The following is a 16,662-nucleotide window of genomic DNA, read 5'->3' on the forward strand; positions in this document are numbered from 1 at the left end:
ATACCTACACGAAAACCGAACGCGTTGAATTGATGGACTCTACGAACTGCAATTGCAGCAGCAACAACGTCTCACCAAGCAGTTGGCTCCTACAGGAACACACAGCCGCATACCTGAATGCAAAAAGGCCGCTCAGTGAGCGGCCTTTTTTTAGCGCACGATCAAACCATCAGAAGCGTTCGATCTTGGCCTTGCTTTCCAGCTGTGCACGATAAGCAGCGAAATCCTGCTGTCCGGCACGCGACGCCAGGAAGCGACGGTACTGAGACTTCTCGGCATCCGTCGCCGGTGTAGCTTCGTTTACACCATTGAGGCGCACGATCACGAAGCTTCCGTCAGCCAGCGAAAGGCTGGTGAACTCCGGCTTGTCCTTGCCTTCAGGCTTGGGCATACGGAACAGCGCTTGCAGCACGGTCGGATCAACACCTTCCTGACCACGAGTGACTGCTTCCATCACTTTCCAGCTGTGACCATCCTGCTTGGCAGCCACGGGCGTCTTGCCGTCACGCAGGCCAGCCAACAGCGCTTCGCCCTTCGCCTTGACTGCTTCAGCAGCATGATCCCTTACCAGCTTGGCGCGGATCGCTGTCGCAACAGCCTCAAGAGGCAGTTGCTCTGGCATGCGGTGCTCTTTGGAGCGAACCACCAGAACGGTTTCAGGATCCAGTTCCAGCGCGTTGCTGTTGGAGCCCTCTTCCAGCACTTCCGGACTGAACGCGGCTTGAATAACCGCACGGTTCGCCGTCAGCCCCTCGCCGCCTTCACGACCGAATGGCGCAGTCGTCTGCACTTTCAGACCCAGCTCCTGAGCTGGCTGGGCCAGATCGGATGCTTCGAACGCCGAATCTTCGAGTTGTTTGGTAGCCTCGACGAAACGCTGCTCGACCTGCTGCGACTTCAGTTCATTGGTCAACTTATCCTTCAGGCTGGCAAAACTCGGCACCGAGGGTGCTTCTACACCTAGCAGCTTGATCAAGTGCCAACCAAAATCGCTGCGCACCGGTGCCGATACCTGATCTTTGTTGAGCGCATACAGCGCCTCTTCAAAGGCTGGATCGTAAACACCTTTGCCTGCATAACCCAGATCGCCACCCTTGGATGCCGACCCCGGATCCTGAGAGAACTCTTTGGCCAGCGCGGCAAAATCTTCGCCCTTGGCAAGACGCTGTTGAATTTCTTCAATCTTCGCCTTGGCCTGCTCATCGGTCATCTTGTCGTTCACATCGATGAGGATGTGCGCGCCACGACGCTGTTCGGCGAGATTGGCGATTTCCTTCTGGTAAGCCGCCTGCAAATCGGCGTCCTTGACCTGCACCTTGTCGAAGAAGTCAGACTTCTTCAGCTCGATGTAATCAAGTACCACTTGCTCTGGGCTCATGAACTCTTTGGCGTGCTCGTCGTAGTGCGCCTTGACTTCATCGTCGGTCACTTTGACCGCAGAGGTATCAGCAGTCAGCGTCAGCGAAGCAAAATCGCGGGTCTGTTTTTCCAGACGGGCAAATGCATCTACCTGAGCGTCAGTGACAAATGCACTACCGGCCACACCAGCACGCACCTGACCGATCAACATTTCCTGAGCCAGCATCTGGCGGAACTGCATCCGGGTGAAGCCTAATTGACGGATAACCTGATCAAAGCGGTCGGCGTTGAATTTGCCGTCAACCTGGAACTCAGGCGTCTGCAAAATCTGCTGATCCAGCGCAGCTTCCGAGAAGGAGAACTTCGCCTTGTCTGCACCTTGAAGCAACAACTTGCGATCAACCAGACCTTTCAATGCCGAGTCGTGCAGCATTTTTTCGTCCAGCAAGGCAGGATCGAAATCCTTGCCCAGCTGCTGCACCAACTGGCGACGTTGCATGTCGATCGCCTGGCTCAGTTCGGTCTTGGTGATCTCGTCACCATTGACCTTCGCAGCGTCCTGAGCGGTGCTGGTTGCGGTAAAAATCGCATCGAATCCGGTCAACGCCATCAATGCGATGATGATTCCGATGATGGTCTTGGCAATCCAGCCTTGTGAATTGTCCCTGATGTTCTGCAGCATGCGTCCCCCAAAACGGTTGTACTGACTAACCAACCGCGGAGCGTGGGTAGAAAGCGGATAGAAGAAAGGCGCATCCGAGGATGCGCCTTCTCGTAACTGGCGAAGCGGACGGGGCTGAAACCCACGACCCGGGTGTGTCAGGCCGGATTCAGACCAGCCGCACTACCGCTTCGCTGCCGATACAGAGTGAATCCTGATCGGTTGGGCAAAGGCTTTGAGAACTTAGTTGACAGCTTCTTTCAGGGCTTTACCGGCTTTGAAACCTGGTTTTTTAGCAGCAGCGATTTCCAGCGTCTTACCCGTTTGAGGGTTGCGACCGATGCGTGCAGGACGATCGGTAACGGAGAAGGTACCGAAACCAACCAGTACAACGGAGTCGCCGGCCTTCAGAGCGCCAGTGACGGATTCGATTACTGCGTCCAGCGCACGGCCAGCAGCAGCTTTCGGGATATCAGCGGATGCGGCGATAGCATCAATCAGTTCCGACTTGTTCACTCTAAGTCCCCTTATCTCTATTGAGTATGTTTCTAAGTTTTTTTGGTGTAGCAAAAACGAGCGCTGAATGGCCTACAGACGCTTAGAAGAGCCGCTTTATAACAAGGGCTCTAAAAAGCTGTCAAGGAAGGCCGTCCAGACTAATGCGTGCTAATTCTTTCCTTAGAGTCAGACTCGCGCTTTTCATCCTTCGCAACCATCTCGGGAGCCACATCCGGCAAGGGCTCCGGCGCGTATTGCAGCGCAATTTGCAGGACTTCGTCAATCCATTTAACCGGCTTGATCTGCAAGTCTTGCTTGATGTTGTCCGGAATCTCTTTCAGATCACGCACGTTTTCCTCTGGAATGATCACCGTTTTGATACCACCACGGTGCGCAGCCAGCAGTTTTTCTTTCAGACCACCAATCGCCAGAACCTGCCCGCGAAGGGTAATTTCACCGGTCATTGCCACATCAGCACGGACCGGAATCTGTGTCAGGGCTGAAACAAGGGCCGTGCACATCCCTACGCCCGCGCTAGGGCCATCTTTAGGGGTGGCCCCTTCGGGCATGTGGATGTGCGTGTCACGCTTCTCGTGGAAGTCCAGAGGGATTCCCAGGCTTTTCGCACGGCTGCGTACAACCGTCAGCGCAGCGGTGATGGATTCGACCATCACATCGCCCAGCGAACCGGTTTTGATCAACTGCCCTTTACCTGGCACGACCGCCGCTTCGATAGTGAGCAACTCACCACCTACCTGGGTCCACGCCAGACCGGTCACCTGACCAATTTGATCCTGCTGTTCAGCCAGGCCGTAGCGGAATTTGCGCACACCCAGGAAATGCTCAAGCATGTCGGCAGTGACGCGGACTGCAAAACGCTTCTCCTGCGCGTGCTCTTTGACCGCCTTGCGGCAAACCTTGGCGATCTGTCGCTCAAGGCTACGCACGCCCGCTTCACGGGTGTAATAACGCACGATGTCGCGAATCGCTTCCTCGTCGAACTCCACTTCGCCTTTCTTCAAGCCGTTGGCCTGCAGCTGTTTTGGCGAGAGATATTTAACGGCGATGTTGATTTTTTCGTCTTCGGTGTAACCAGGCAGGCGAATGACTTCCATACGGTCCAGCAACGCCGCAGGGATGTTCATCGAGTTGGCGGTACACAGGAACATTACGTCAGAAAGGTCGTAATCGACTTCCAGGTAATGGTCGTTGAAGTTGTGGTTTTGCTCCGGATCCAGCACTTCAAGCAATGCCGACGCCGGATCGCCACGCATATCACTGCCCATCTTGTCGATTTCATCGAGCAAGAACAGCGGATTGCGGACACCCACCTTTGTCATCTTTTGAATCAATCTTCCTGGCATCGAGCCGATGTAAGTCCGGCGGTGACCACGAATTTCAGCTTCATCACGCACACCACCCAAGGCCATGCGGACAAATTTACGGTTCGTCGCGCTGGCGATCGACTCGGCAAGGGAGGTTTTACCCACGCCTGGCGGTCCAACAAGGCAAAGAACCGGGCCGCGAATTTTCTTCACGCGCTTTTGCACGGCGAGATATTCGAGAATGCGTTCTTTAACTTCATCCAGGCCATAGTGGTCGGCATCAAGAATGTCTTCAGCGCGAGCCAGATCCAGACGAACCTTGCTCTGCGCTTTCCACGGCACCTGAACCAGCCAGTCGATGTAGGAACGAACGACGGTCGCTTCAGCAGACATCGGCGACATCTGTTTCAGCTTGTTCAGCTCAGCGGTGGCCTTGGCCAGAGCGTCTTTAGGCAGACCAGCAGCATCGATGCGCTTTTTCAGCTCTTCGATTTCGTTGTGGCCTTCTTCGCTGTCGCCGAGCTCTTTCTGAATAGCCTTCATCTGCTCATTCAGGTAGTACTCGCGCTGACTGCGCTCCATCTGCTTTTTGACGCGACCGCGAATACGCTTCTCAACCTGCAACAGGTCGATTTCTGCATCCAGCAACGCGAGCACATGCTCAACACGGGCTGGAAGATCAATAATTTCGAGGATTTCCTGCTTCTGCTCGATTTTCAGCGCCATGTGCGCGGCCATGGTGTCGACCAGACGACCAGGCTCATCGATGCTGTTGAGAGAAGACAGGACTTCAGCAGGGACTTTCTTGCCCAGCTGGACGTATTGCTCGAACTGAGCCAGAAGGCTGCGAACGAACACTTCAGACTCACGATCAGGCGCATCGACCTCATCGATCAGGGTAACTTCGGCCCGGCAATGGCCATCAACTTCGATAAAGCGATCAACCGAACCGCGCTGCTCGCCTTCGACCAGCACTTTAACGGTGCCATCAGGCAGCTTGAGCAATTGCAATACGGTTGCAATGGTGCCGACGTTATAAAGAGCCTCTTCACCAGGATCATCGTCAGCAGGATTTCTTTGTGCAAGCAGCAGGATCTGCTTGTCGCCTGTCATCGCAGCTTCAAGGGCCTCGATAGACTTCTCGCGCCCCACGAACAGCGGGATAACCATGTGCGGATAAACCACAACATCGCGCAATGGCAAGAGAGGCAATTCAATGGTCGTTTTCATGATTTCGCCTCTACGGCGGCCATGTGGCCGTGGACTGGAATGAGCTTGAGTCCAAGATGGGGGTAGACACCTCAAAAAACAAGCCTTTAGGCATGAAATGCAAAAGGGGCCCGAAGGCCCCTCTCTATTTGTGCAGCATTTTATTCATGCAGCAGTGACACTCACGCATCGGGGGCAGCCTTGGCAGGCGGCTCGCTGTTTTCATAAATCAACAGCGGCTTGGACGTGCCTTCGATTACGCTTTCGTCGATCACCACTTTGCTCACATCAGTCTGCGATGGAATCTCGTACATGGTGTCGAGCAGAACGCCTTCGAGGATGGAGCGTAAGCCACGCGCACCGGTTTTGCGCTCAAGCGCACGACGAGCGACAGACTTCAGAGCGTCGGTACGGAACTCGAGGTCCACACCCTCCATTTCGAACAGCTTGGCGTACTGCTTGGTCAGCGCGTTTTTCGGCTCGGTGAGAATCTGCATCAAAGCAGCCTCATCCAGCTCGTCCAGCGTTGCCAGAACCGGCAGACGACCCACGAATTCGGGGATCAGACCGAACTTGACCAGATCGTCAGGCTCGACTTCACGCAGGGATTCGCCAACCTTCTTGCCTTCTTCCTTGCTGCGCACTTCCGCGTTAAAGCCGATGCCGCCTTTGGTGGAACGGTTTTGAATAACCTTTTCCAGACCGGAGAACGCACCACCGCAGATGAACAGGATGTTACGGGTATCAACCTGAAGGAACTCCTGCTGCGGATGCTTGCGACCACCTTGAGGCGGAACGGAAGCGACCGTGCCTTCGATCAGCTTGAGCAGGGCCTGCTGCACGCCCTCACCGGAAACATCACGGGTGATCGACGGGTTGTCAGACTTGCGCGAAATCTTATCGATTTCATCGATATAGACGATACCCATCTGGGCTTTCTCTACATCGTAGTCGCACTTCTGCAGCAGCTTCTGAATGATGTTCTCGACATCCTCACCCACGTAACCTGCCTCGGTGAGGGTGGTTGCGTCGGCGATGGTGAACGGAACGTTCAGCAAGCGGGCCAGTGTTTCAGCAAGCAGGGTTTTACCCGAGCCTGTCGGGCCGATCAGCAAAATGTTGCTTTTGCCAAGTTCGACGTCGTCATTCTTTTTGTCACGCTGGTTCAGACGTTTGTAGTGGTTGTACACCGCTACGGCCAAAACCTTTTTCGCACGCTCTTGACCAATCACATACTGATCAAGGATGCCGCTGATTTCTTTAGGCGAAGGCAATTTATGCGCGCTGCTTTCGGCCTGTGCTTCCTGCACCTCCTCACGGATGATGTCATTGCACAGGTCGACGCACTCGTCGCAAATAAAGACCGAGGGGCCGGCAATCAACTTACGTACTTCATGCTGGCTTTTGCCACAGAAGGAGCAATAGAGCAGCTTGCCGTTGTCCTCGCCGTTGCGGGTGTCAGTCATTCGTTCGATCCAAATCCGATAGGCTTGCAACACAAGATGAAGGCTATTGCGGGCTTTTTCAAGCCCGCAAGTGATCAGAGCAACCGACCAACCTTATTTGAGCTGCTTATTTAAGCGGGACGCTGACTGATGACTTCGTCGATCAAGCCGTACTCACGCGCGGCTTCTGCGCTCATGAAGTTATCGCGATTGGTGTCACGCTCGATCTCTTCCAGAGTGTGCCCGCTGTGCTTGGCCATCAGCGTGTTGAGACGCTCACGAATGAAAAGGATTTCCTTGGCATGGATTTCGATATCCGAAGCCTGCCCCTGGAAACCGCCCAATGGCTGGTGAATCATCACGCGCGAATTCGGCAGGCAGAAACGCTTGCCCGGAGCACCAGCGGTCAGCAGGAATGCGCCCATGCTGCACGCTTGACCAATACAGGTAGTCGAAACGTTCGGCTTGATGAACTGCATGGTGTCGTAGATCGACATGCCCGCTGTTACCGAACCGCCCGGCGAGTTGATGTAAAGATGGATATCCTTGTCCGGGTTTTCCGCTTCAAGGAACAGCAGTTGCGCGCAGATCAGGTTGGCCATGTAGTCCTCTACCGGACCGACCAGAAAGATCACTCGCTCCTTGAGAAGGCGCGAATAGATGTCATAGGCGCGTTCGCCACGGGCGGACTGCTCGATAACCATCGGGACCAGGCCGCCGGCGGCCTGGATGTCAGAGTGCTGCTGAATATAAGAATTGCGGGACATGTCTCGCATTCACTCCCAAATAGTCATTTCTTGAATACGCACAAGCCAGCGCGAAGGCTGGCTTGTAGGTGTTTTCTAGCGAAAAAACAAATCAGTCGGCTTGTGGAGCTTCCACCGGCTTGACTGCTTCTTCGTAGGAGACCGACTTCTCGGTCACGCTAGCCTTCTGCAAAACAGTATCCACAACTTGCTCTTCAAGCACAACCGAACGCACTTCGTTCATTTGCTGGTCGTTCTTGTAGTACCAGGCAACGACTTGCTCAGGCTCTTGATAAGCAGAAGCCATTTCCTGAATCATCTCGCGAACGCGGGCGTCATCAGGCTTGAGGTCGAACTGCTTGACCACTTCAGCAACGATCAGACCCAGCTCAACGCGACGCTTGGCTTGCTCTTCGAACAGCTCGGCCGGCAGTTGATCAGGCTTGATGTTGCCACCAAACTGCTGAACAGCTTGAACGCGCAGACGATTTACTTCGTTTTCCAGCAAGGCTTTTGGCACTTCGATCGGGTTGGCGGCCAGCAAGCCGTCCATTACCTGATTCTTGACCTTGGACTTGATGGCCTGACGCAGTTCACGCTCCATGTTCTTGCGAACTTCGGTGCGGAAACCTTCGATACCGGTTTCCTTGATACCGAACTGCTTGAAGAACTCTTCGTTCAGCTCAGGCAGCTTAGGCTCCGAAACCGTGTTGACGGTAACGGTGAACTCGGCAGATTTACCCGCCAGTTCGAGGTTCTGATAGTCTTCCGGGAAAGTCAGGTTAAGAACGCGCTCTTCGCCAGCCTTGGCGCCAACCAAGCCGTCTTCGAAGCCAGGGATCATGCGGCCGGAACCCAATACCAGCTGGGTGCCAGTGGCGGAGCCGCCAGCGAATGCTTCGCCGTCAACCTTGCCAACAAAATCAATGTTCAGCTGGTCTTCGTTCTGGGCAGCACGGTCGGCCACTTCGAAACGAACGTTCTGCTTGCGCAGGATTTCCAGCATGTTGTCCAGATCGGCATCAGCCACGTCTGCAGACAGACGCTCAACGGCGATGGACTCGAAACCGGCAACGGTGAATTCCGGGAACACTTCGAAAGTAGCGATGTATTCCAGGTCTTTGCCTTTTTCAAAGGTCTTTGGCTCTACAGCAGGTGCGCCAGCCGGGTTCAGCTTTTGCTCAACCACAGCTTCATAGAAAGTAGCCTGGATCAAATCACCCAGTGCTTCCTGACGCGCGCCGTCTTCATAACGCTGACGGATCACGCTCATAGGCACTTTGCCTGGACGGAAGCCAGGGATCTTGGCTTTACGTGCGGTCTGCTGCAGACGCTTGTTGACTTCAGTCTCGATGCGTTCGGCAGGCACGCCAATGGTCATGCGGCGCTCAAGAGCGGAAGTATTTTCAACAGAAACTTGCATGGATATTCCTCGTTGCACAGACGTTAGCCGGCGTTTCCGACCCCAGAATCAAGGGCATGCATTCTAGTGGGTCAAACTCAAGAAGTCACCCTACTGAAAAAGGGCGCATATAAAGGAAGGAATCAGACGATCAGCGACTGGCAACCGCAGCTACTCTCGACCGATCGAAACGCGTCTGGCACGGCCCTGCACGAGGCATCACGCACCCGGCCTCAGCGTCGACTCCATTCCGCGAAGCACACCCCGCACGACCGACGGCAGCCAGGCTGGCCGATCAGCGAGACGAAAAACAATAATCCTGAAACAAAAAAAGCCGCACTAGGCGGCTTTTTTCAAACGTCATGACCGCATAGCAGCTGTGACGCGTTTAATCTTGGTGCGGACGGAGAGACTCGAACTCTCACACCTTGCGGCGCTGGAACCTAAATCCAGTGTGTCTACCAATTCCACCACATCCGCGTACAAGCTTTTAAAGCAAAGGCGCCAGATTATAAGTCTGGCGCCTTTCTAAATATGGGGTGGACGAAGGGGATCGAACCCTCGACAACGGGAGTCACAATCCCGTGCTCTACCAACTGAGCTACGCCCACCATATTGCGTGTAACCGTGACATCTTACTTGCACTTGCCAAAGCTGCCTTAATGGCGCACCCGGCAGGACTCGAACCTGCGACCATCCGCTTAGAAGGCGGATGCTCTATCCAGCTGAGCTACGGGCACTTATATAATCTGTACTCTTTAACGATTACAAATTAAAAGGCTTTTTAATCACACTGAGCTAAGTAACCGCTCCGCCTGATTCAACACCGAACCTCATCTAAACATCGACTTGATTATCAGTGCCAGCTTAACCAGTGCTGGGTTGTACCCGGCAAGTGCGACGAATCTTATAGACGACCCTAAAGGTCGTCAACTCTTTTTTAGAAAAAAATTCAGTTAGATAAAGGAGTTAGGAGAATATGCAGACCAAGCGCCTTTGCCCCCGCGCGATGACATGCGAGAATGCGCGCTCTTTTCCGATCCCTCTCGATGGTTAATCACGCGTAATGACTGCAAAACTAATCGACGGCAAAGCGATCGCAGCCAGCCTGCGTCAGCAGATCGCCAAACGGGTCGCCGAACGTCGCGAGCAAGGCCTGCGCACACCCGGCCTCGCAGTGATTCTGGTGGGTAGCGATCCCGCCTCCCAGGTCTATGTCTCGCACAAGCGTAAAGACTGTGAAGAAGTCGGCTTTATCTCCCAGGCTTACGACCTGCCTGCGCAGACGTCACAAGCCGAACTGACCGAACTCATCGATCGCCTTAATGACGATGCGAACATCGACGGCGTATTGTTGCAATTGCCATTGCCTGAACATCTGGATGCCTCTCTGTTGCTGGAGCGCATTCGCCCGGACAAAGACGTGGATGGCTTCCATCCTTATAACGTCGGTCGTCTGGCCCAGCGCATTCCGCTGCTGCGCCCCTGCACACCCAAAGGCATCATGACCCTGCTGGAAAGCACCGGTGTCGATCTCTATGGTCTGGATGCAGTCGTGGTGGGCGCGTCCAACATTGTCGGTCGCCCAATGGCCATGGAGCTGTTGCTGGCCGGTTGCACCGTAACCGTGACCCATCGTTTCACCAAGGATCTGGCGGGCCATGTTGGCCGTGCTGATCTAGTGGTAGTTGCGGCTGGCAAACCAGGTCTGGTCAAAGGCGAGTGGATCAAGGAAGGCGCTATCGTGATCGACGTTGGCATCAATCGTCAGGACGACGGCAAGCTGGTGGGTGATGTGGTGTACGAAACCGCCCTGCCCCGCGCTGGCTGGATCACCCCGGTTCCAGGTGGCGTAGGTCCAATGACTCGCGCCTGCCTGCTCGAAAACACCCTGTACGCAGCAGAGACCCTGCACGGCTGATCGTCGTGGCATGCGGTAAATGAAAACGGCACCCCAAAGGGTGCCGTTTTTCATTGCGCAGAGGCCTTACTTCTTGGCCGCTTCCCAGCTTTTCAGCAAATCAGAATAAGCGATGGTTTCGCCCTTCGGCTTTTCATTGGCCAGCTTGCGTTGTGGAGCAAGGAACTTGCCGCCACTTTGCTCGGCTTTGGTGTACCACTCTTCGGCCGAGGTTTCCGGGTTCATCTTAGGCGCGCACTTGCTGGCGTCCTGAACCTTGGAGCGCTCGATACGCGTCATGATCGCATCCTGATCCTTGGCCAGACCGTCCAGTGCCTGCTGCGCGGTTTTCTCTCCGGTTACAGCCTCGGCGACGTGACTCCACCACAGCTGCGCCAGTTTCGGATAATCCGGCACGTTGGTCCCGGTAGGCGACCATTGAACACGGGCCGGGCTTCGGTAGAACTCTACGAGACCACCGAGTTTGGGCGCCAGAGCGGTCATTTCCTTGGAATTGATGTCCGACTCACGAATCGGCGTCAGGCCCACGATGGTTTTCTTCAGGGATACGCTTTTCGACGTCACGAACTGCGCGTAGAGCCAGGCAGCCAGACGTTTTTTCTCGTCGGAAGATTTGAGGAAGGTCCAGGAACCCACGTCCTGATAACCCAGCTTCATGCCTTCTTTCCAGTACGGGCCTTTTGGTGAAGGCGCCATACGCCATTTTGGCGTGCCATCGGCGTTCATGACCGGCAGACCCGCTTTGGTCATGTCAGCGGTGAAAGCGGTGTACCAGAAAATCTGCTGAGCAACGTTACCTTGCGAAGGCACCGGCCCGGACTCGGAGAACGTCATGCCGGCCGCTTCAGGCGGCGCGTAGGCCTTGAGCCAGTCGATATATTTCTGGGTAGCAAACACCGCCGCCGGCCCGTTGGTATCGCCGCCGCGAGTAATGCTGGAACCGACCGGGTGGCAGTCTTCTACGCGAATACCCCACTCATCCACCGGCAGACCGTTTGGCAAGCCCTTGTCGCCGCTGCCCGCCATGGAGAACCAGGCATCGGTGAAGCGCCAGCCCAGGGACGGATCTTTTTTGCCGTAGTCCATGTGGCCGTAGACTTTCTTGCCGTCGATTTCTTTCACGTCTTCGCTGAAGAACTTGGCGATGTCTTCATAAGCCGACCAGTTCACCGGGACGCCCAGCTCGTAGCCGTACTTGGCTTTGAATTTTTCTTTCAGGTCTGCGCGATCGAACCAGTCAGCGCGGAACCAGTACAGGTTGGCAAACTGCTGATCGGGCAGTTGATACAGCTTGCCGTCCGGCGCAGTGGTGAACGAGGTGCCGATGAAGTCTTTGAGGTCCAGCGTCGGCGAAGTGACCTTGCTGCCTTCCGGGCTTGCCATCAGGTCTGTCAGCGACATCGCCTTGCCGTATCGGAAGTGGGTACCGATCAAGTCGGAATCATTCACCCAGCCGTCATAAATGCTTTTGTCGGACTGCATGGCGGTTTGCAGCTTTTCAATCACGTCACCTTCTTGCAGCAAGTCATGGGTGAGCTTGATGCCGGTGATTTCGGTGAAAGCCTTGGCCAGGGTTTTCGATTCGTACTCGTGGGTGGTCAAGGTTTCGGAAACTACCTTGATGTCCATGCCGCGGAACGGCTCGGCAGCTTTGATGAACCACTCCAGCTCTTTCAATTGTTCGGCATCGGAAAGCGTGCTTGGTTTGAACTCGCTAGCCGCCCACTTCTTGGCCGCATCCTGGTACTGATCCGCCCATGCCGAAACGCTCAATCCGCTGAGCATCACCATTGTCGCCAGCGTCACGCTATGTCGTAGCTTGTTTTTCTTATTGAACATAGACACCTCCAGTGTTGTTTCTTATGTAGTCCCGCTTCGAATACTGCCTACCGGATCAGCCTGGTATTTGCGCCCATCCGCTCTCTAACCCCACCGCATTACTATCAGGAGCCACAACAGAGAAATCCCTGAAGCGACCCAGATACTCCAGTCGGTTGCGCCAATCACCAGCAGATGCAGATAAGCGCTACCCAACAGCCCAATGAACAGTCGGTCACCACGGGTGGTGGCAATCGGCAGAAAACCACGACGCTCAATACTGGCCGAGCGCAATTCCCACACCGTCATCCCAGCCAACAGCAATGCAATGCTGCCGAAGAAGATCGCGGTGGGCAGTGTCCATGACATCCACTCCATTTTTCGACTCCTCAGACACGGCCAAGAGCGAAGCCCTTGACCACGTGGTTACGAACGAACCAGATCACCAGCATGCCGGGCAGGATGGTCAACACCCCCGCCGCCGCCAGGACGCCCCAATCAATGCCCGACGCCGAGACCGTGCGCGTCATCACCGCCGCAATCGGCTTGGCGTTGACCGACGTCAAGGTCCGGGCCAGCAGCAGTTCAACCCAGGAAAACATGAAGCAGAAGAAAGCCGTCACACCGATACCCGAGCCAATCAGTGGCACGAAGATTTTCGCGAAGAATTTCGGAAAGCTGTAACCATCGATATAGGCAGTTTCATCGATCTCCTTGGGCACCCCGGACATGAAGCCCTCCAGAATCCACACCGCTAACGGCACGTTGAAAAGGCAATGAGCCAGCGCTACGGCAATGTGGGTATCGAACAGGCCAATGGACGAATACAACTGGAAGAACGGCAGCAGAAAAACCGCAGGCGGTGCCATGCGATTGGTCAGCAGCCAGAAGAACAGGTGCTTGTCGCCCAGAAAACGATAACGGGAAAACGCATACGCGGCGGGCAGTGCGACGCTTAGCGAGATCACGGTATTGAGGCAAACGTAGTACAGAGAATTAATGTAGCCGCTGTACCAGCTTTCGTCGGTGAAAATCACTTTGTAGTTGGCCAGCGTGAAATCCTGTGGCCACAAAGTCAGGCCACCGAGGATTTCGGTGTTGGTCTTGAACGACATGTTCACCAGCCAATAGATCGGCACCAGCAAAAACAGCAGGTAAATCCACAGCGGTATGATTTTGCGCAGATTCATGTCCGCCTCCTCAGTTCTTTTCGCTATGGGTCATGGCGGTGTAGAACACCCACGACACGAGCAGGATGATCAGGAAATACACCAGCGAGAACGCCGCCGCAGGGCCCAGGTCGAATTGGCCCAGCGCCATGGTGGTCAGGGTCTGACTGAGGAAGGTGGTGGAGTTGCCTGGGCCGCCGCCGGTCAGCACGAACGGTTCGGTGTAGATCATGAAGCTGTCCATGAAGCGCAGCATCACGGCGATCAGCAACACACTCTTCATCTTCGGCAGCTGGATATGCCGGAATACAGCCCAACTGGAAGCCCGATCGATACGCGCTGCCTGGTAATAAACGTCCGGGATCGCCCGCAAGCCTGAGTAGCAAAGCAGCGCGACCAGCGACGTCCAGTGCCAGACGTCGATGATCAGCACCGTTACCCAGGCATCCGATGCGTTGGCCGCGTAGTTGTAATTGATGCCCAGTACGTTGTTCAGCGTGTAGCCCAGCAAACCGATATCACCCCGGCCGAAGATCTGCCAGATGGTGCCGACGACGTTAAACGGAATCAGCAACGGAATGGTCATGACGATCAGGCAGACCGTGGACCAGCGCCCCTTGCTCGGCATGCACAACGCGATAGCGATCCCCAACGGAATCTCGATCAACAGCACACACGCGGAATAAATGAACTGGCGGAGCAGCGAGTCATGCAGACGCGGGTCCTGCAAGACCTGCTTGAACCAGTCGGTGCCGACAAAGTAGCGGCTGGACTGGTCGAAGATGTCCTGCACCGAATAGTTGACCACGGTCATCATCGGGATGATGGCGCTGAACGCCACCAACAGGAAAACCGGTAATACCAACCACCACGCCTTGTTGTTCTGAACCTTATTCATGGCCTGACTCCAGCAAGTAATCGTCGGCATAGACCATCAACCACTGACCCGGAAAGCTGATCCAGGCCTGGCCCACGGGCACCGCTTTGTCTTCCTGCAGCCGCACCTTCAAGGCTTGCCCGGCCAGGCGCAGGGTCAGAATCTTATAGGTGCCCAAGTCTTCAACGTGACTGACTTCAGCGCATAGCGCGTCATCCACCGGTCCGTCCCAGACATGCACAAACTCCGGACGTATGCCGACCTTCAGGCTGCTCCACTTTTTCTCGGCGATAAGCTGCTGCATTGATTCGGGCAGCGGTAAATGCACATCGCCAAAGCCCACGCCGCCGGCTTGAGGAGTGACCTCAATGAGATTCATGCCAGGGCTGCCGATGAAGTAACCAACAAAGGTGTGACGTGGTTTCTCGAACAGCTCTCGCGGAGTGCCGAACTGGACAATCGCGCCGCCATACATAACGGCGATCTTGTCGGCGAAGGTCGAAGCTTCCAGTTGATCGTGGGTGACGTAGACCATGGTGATGTTGAACTGCTCGTGAATCTGCTTGAGCTTGCGCCGCAGCTTCCACTTCAGGTGCGGGTCGATCACGGTTAGCGGCTCGTCAAACAGAATGGCCGACACGTCATCCCGCACCAGACCACGGCCCATGGAGACTTTCTGCTTTTCATCAGCGGTGAGGTTGCGGGCCTTTTTCTTCAGTAACGGCTGCAGGTCCAGCACGTCGGCGATTTCATGAACCTTGGTTTGAATCCGTTTCTCGTCCATGCCCTGATTGCGCAGGGGAAAAGCGAGATTGTCGTACACCGTCATGGTGTCGTAGACCACCGGAAACTGAAAAACCTGAGCGATGTTGCGCTGCTCCGGCGACAGGTCGTTGACCACTTTGGAGTCAAACAACACCTGCCCCTCTGAAGGGCTCAACAGCCCGGAGATGACGTTCAGCAATGTCGACTTTCCACACCCGGAAGGCCCCAGCAGCGCATACGCCCCGCCCTGCTCCCAGATATGACTCATCTCGCGAATCGCATAATCCTCTGGCCCGTTCGGATGTTTGCTATAGCTGTGTGCGAGGTTTTGCAGTCGGATCTCGGCCATCAGGCAACCCTCGCCATACGCAAGCCGGGTGCCTGGATCAGGCGACCTTGCTCATCGAACACAAATAATTTGTGGGTCGGGATATACACCCGGATCGAAGCATCGACGTCGTAGGCATGTACCCCTGGAAGGTGCAGAACCAGCGGAAAATGTTCGTTACGCACATGCAGAAAGGTTTCCGAGCCGCTGATTTCCGCCAGTTCCACGGTCACCGCCAGCTCAAGGTCATCGTCGTTTGACGGCACCAGACTCAGATGGCTGGGCCGCACGCCAAAGCGGTAATTGCCGTCGCCGATCTTGCGCAGATCAACGTTGAGGGGGAAATGCACGAAGTTGGCAAAACTGACTTCACTACCCTGAATGCGCCCGGGCATCAAATTGATTGGCGGCTCGGAGAACAACTCGGCCGCCAGCACGGTTTGCGGCTGGTGATAGACCTCAGGCGTACGACCGCTCTGAATCACCCGGCCTTCATGCAACACCGTGGTCGTGCCGCCCAGTGCCAGTGCCTCGTTAGGCTCGGTGGTGGCGTAAATGGCGATGGTGTGACGGGCTTCGAACAGCTCGCGCATTTCCTGGCGCAGCTCTTCGCGCAGCTTGTAGTCGAGGTTGACCAGCGGCTCATCGAACAGAATCAGGTCGGCATCCTTGACCAGCGCGCGGGCCATGGCCGTGCGTTGCTGCTGACCGCCGGACAATTCCAATGGATAACGGGTCAGAAACTTTTCGATGCGCAGCATCTTCGCGGTTTCCAGCACTTTGCTCTGGATCACGTCAGCGGCCACACCGGCCTGCCGCAATGGCGAAGCGATGTTCTCAAAGACGGTCATGCTCGGGTAATTGATGAACTGCTGATACACCATCGACACATTGCGATGGCGAACGGCCGTCTGCGTGACGTCCTTGCCGTTCATCAGGATGCGACCGCGATCAGGCTTGTCGAGCCCGGCCATCAGCCGCATCAAACTGGTCTTGCCAGACAGCGTGCGGCCCAGCAAGACGTTGAAAGAACCGGGTTCGAAACTCAACGAAGCGTCATCGATCCAGGTTTGGCCGTCGACCACACGGCTGACGTGCTCCAGCGTTAAAGACATGGCTTGCCCTTTTTTGTCAGTTCT

Annotated in this window: 13 protein-coding genes and 3 tRNA genes; 1 reads left to right on the forward strand and 15 read right to left on the reverse strand. The window is 55.4% G+C overall.

What is annotated here, in order from left to right:
* Nucleotides 1–169 precede the first annotated feature (169 nt).
* From AUC60_RS09990 to AUC60_RS10035, 9 genes are all read right to left on the reverse strand, one after another.
* Nucleotides 170–2,041, reverse strand: a complete 1,872-nt coding sequence (locus tag AUC60_RS09990; RefSeq protein ID WP_087266286.1) for a SurA N-terminal domain-containing protein — start codon at nucleotides 2,039–2,041, stop codon at nucleotides 170–172.
* Between the two features lie 222 nt (nucleotides 2,042–2,263).
* Nucleotides 2,264–2,536 (reverse strand): HU family DNA-binding protein, encoded by a 273-nt coding sequence (locus tag AUC60_RS10000; RefSeq protein ID WP_002552737.1) that lies wholly within the window; start codon nucleotides 2,534–2,536, stop codon nucleotides 2,264–2,266.
* Nucleotides 2,537–2,676: 140 nt separating this feature from the next.
* A complete protein-coding gene (lon, locus tag AUC60_RS10005; RefSeq protein ID WP_087266288.1) occupies nucleotides 2,677–5,073 on the reverse strand; it encodes an endopeptidase La in 2,397 nt (798 codons plus the stop codon).
* 161 nt (nucleotides 5,074–5,234) lie between these two features.
* Entirely contained in the window at nucleotides 5,235–6,518 is a 1,284-nt protein-coding gene (gene clpX, locus AUC60_RS10010; RefSeq protein ID WP_081568662.1) for an ATP-dependent Clp protease ATP-binding subunit ClpX, read from the reverse strand.
* A gap of 110 nt (nucleotides 6,519–6,628) precedes the next feature.
* Nucleotides 6,629–7,264, reverse strand: coding sequence for an ATP-dependent Clp endopeptidase proteolytic subunit ClpP (gene clpP / locus AUC60_RS10015; protein ID WP_027897813.1), 636 nt, complete (start codon nucleotides 7,262–7,264; stop codon nucleotides 6,629–6,631).
* 91 nt (nucleotides 7,265–7,355) lie between these two features.
* A complete protein-coding gene (gene tig / locus AUC60_RS10020; RefSeq protein ID WP_087266290.1) occupies nucleotides 7,356–8,666 on the reverse strand; it encodes a trigger factor in 1,311 nt (436 codons plus the stop codon).
* Nucleotides 8,667–9,040: 374 nt separating this feature from the next.
* Nucleotides 9,041–9,125 (reverse strand) — tRNA-Leu (locus AUC60_RS10025).
* A 55-nt stretch (nucleotides 9,126–9,180) separates the two neighbouring features.
* A tRNA-His gene (locus tag AUC60_RS10030) sits at nucleotides 9,181–9,256 on the reverse strand.
* 52 nt (nucleotides 9,257–9,308) lie between these two features.
* A tRNA-Arg gene (locus AUC60_RS10035) sits at nucleotides 9,309–9,385 on the reverse strand.
* Nucleotides 9,386–9,711: 326 nt separating this feature from the next.
* Here AUC60_RS10035 and folD point away from each other — a divergent pair.
* Nucleotides 9,712–10,566, forward strand: a complete 855-nt coding sequence (gene folD / locus AUC60_RS10040; RefSeq protein WP_087266292.1) for a bifunctional methylenetetrahydrofolate dehydrogenase/methenyltetrahydrofolate cyclohydrolase FolD — start codon at nucleotides 9,712–9,714, stop codon at nucleotides 10,564–10,566.
* A gap of 66 nt (nucleotides 10,567–10,632) precedes the next feature.
* On the opposite strand, the gene AUC60_RS10045 is transcribed toward folD, so the two are convergent.
* The 6 genes from AUC60_RS10045 to AUC60_RS10070 all read right to left on the reverse strand — a co-directional run bounded on the left by AUC60_RS10045 (nucleotide 10,633) and on the right by AUC60_RS10070 (nucleotide 16,638).
* The gene (locus tag AUC60_RS10045; RefSeq protein ID WP_087266294.1) at nucleotides 10,633–12,405 is read right to left on the reverse strand and encodes an ABC transporter substrate-binding protein; all 1,773 of its coding nucleotides are present in this window, start codon (nucleotides 12,403–12,405) and stop codon (nucleotides 10,633–10,635) included.
* A gap of 84 nt (nucleotides 12,406–12,489) precedes the next feature.
* A complete protein-coding gene (locus AUC60_RS10050; RefSeq protein ID WP_087266296.1) occupies nucleotides 12,490–12,762 on the reverse strand; it encodes a DUF2160 domain-containing protein in 273 nt (90 codons plus the stop codon).
* An 11-nt stretch (nucleotides 12,763–12,773) separates the two neighbouring features.
* A complete protein-coding gene (locus AUC60_RS10055) occupies nucleotides 12,774–13,574 on the reverse strand; it encodes a carbohydrate ABC transporter permease (protein WP_027898462.1) in 801 nt (266 codons plus the stop codon).
* A 10-nt stretch (nucleotides 13,575–13,584) separates the two neighbouring features.
* Nucleotides 13,585–14,451 carry a carbohydrate ABC transporter permease gene (locus AUC60_RS10060; RefSeq protein WP_087266298.1) on the reverse strand — a complete coding sequence of 289 codons (867 nt, stop codon included), beginning with the start codon at nucleotides 14,449–14,451 and terminating at the stop codon, nucleotides 13,585–13,587.
* Nucleotides 14,444–15,544, reverse strand: coding sequence for an ABC transporter ATP-binding protein (locus AUC60_RS10065; protein WP_087266300.1), 1,101 nt, complete (start codon nucleotides 15,542–15,544; stop codon nucleotides 14,444–14,446). Before AUC60_RS10065 ends, AUC60_RS10060 begins: the two co-directional genes overlap by 8 nt.
* A complete protein-coding gene (locus AUC60_RS10070) occupies nucleotides 15,544–16,638 on the reverse strand; it encodes an ABC transporter ATP-binding protein (protein WP_087266302.1) in 1,095 nt (364 codons plus the stop codon). Before AUC60_RS10070 ends, AUC60_RS10065 begins: the two co-directional genes overlap by 1 nt.
* Between the last annotated feature and the right edge of the window lie 24 nt (nucleotides 16,639–16,662).

Source organism: Pseudomonas caspiana (assembly GCF_002158995.1).
GTDB classification, from domain to species: Bacteria; Pseudomonadota; Gammaproteobacteria; order Pseudomonadales; family Pseudomonadaceae; genus Aquipseudomonas; species Aquipseudomonas caspiana.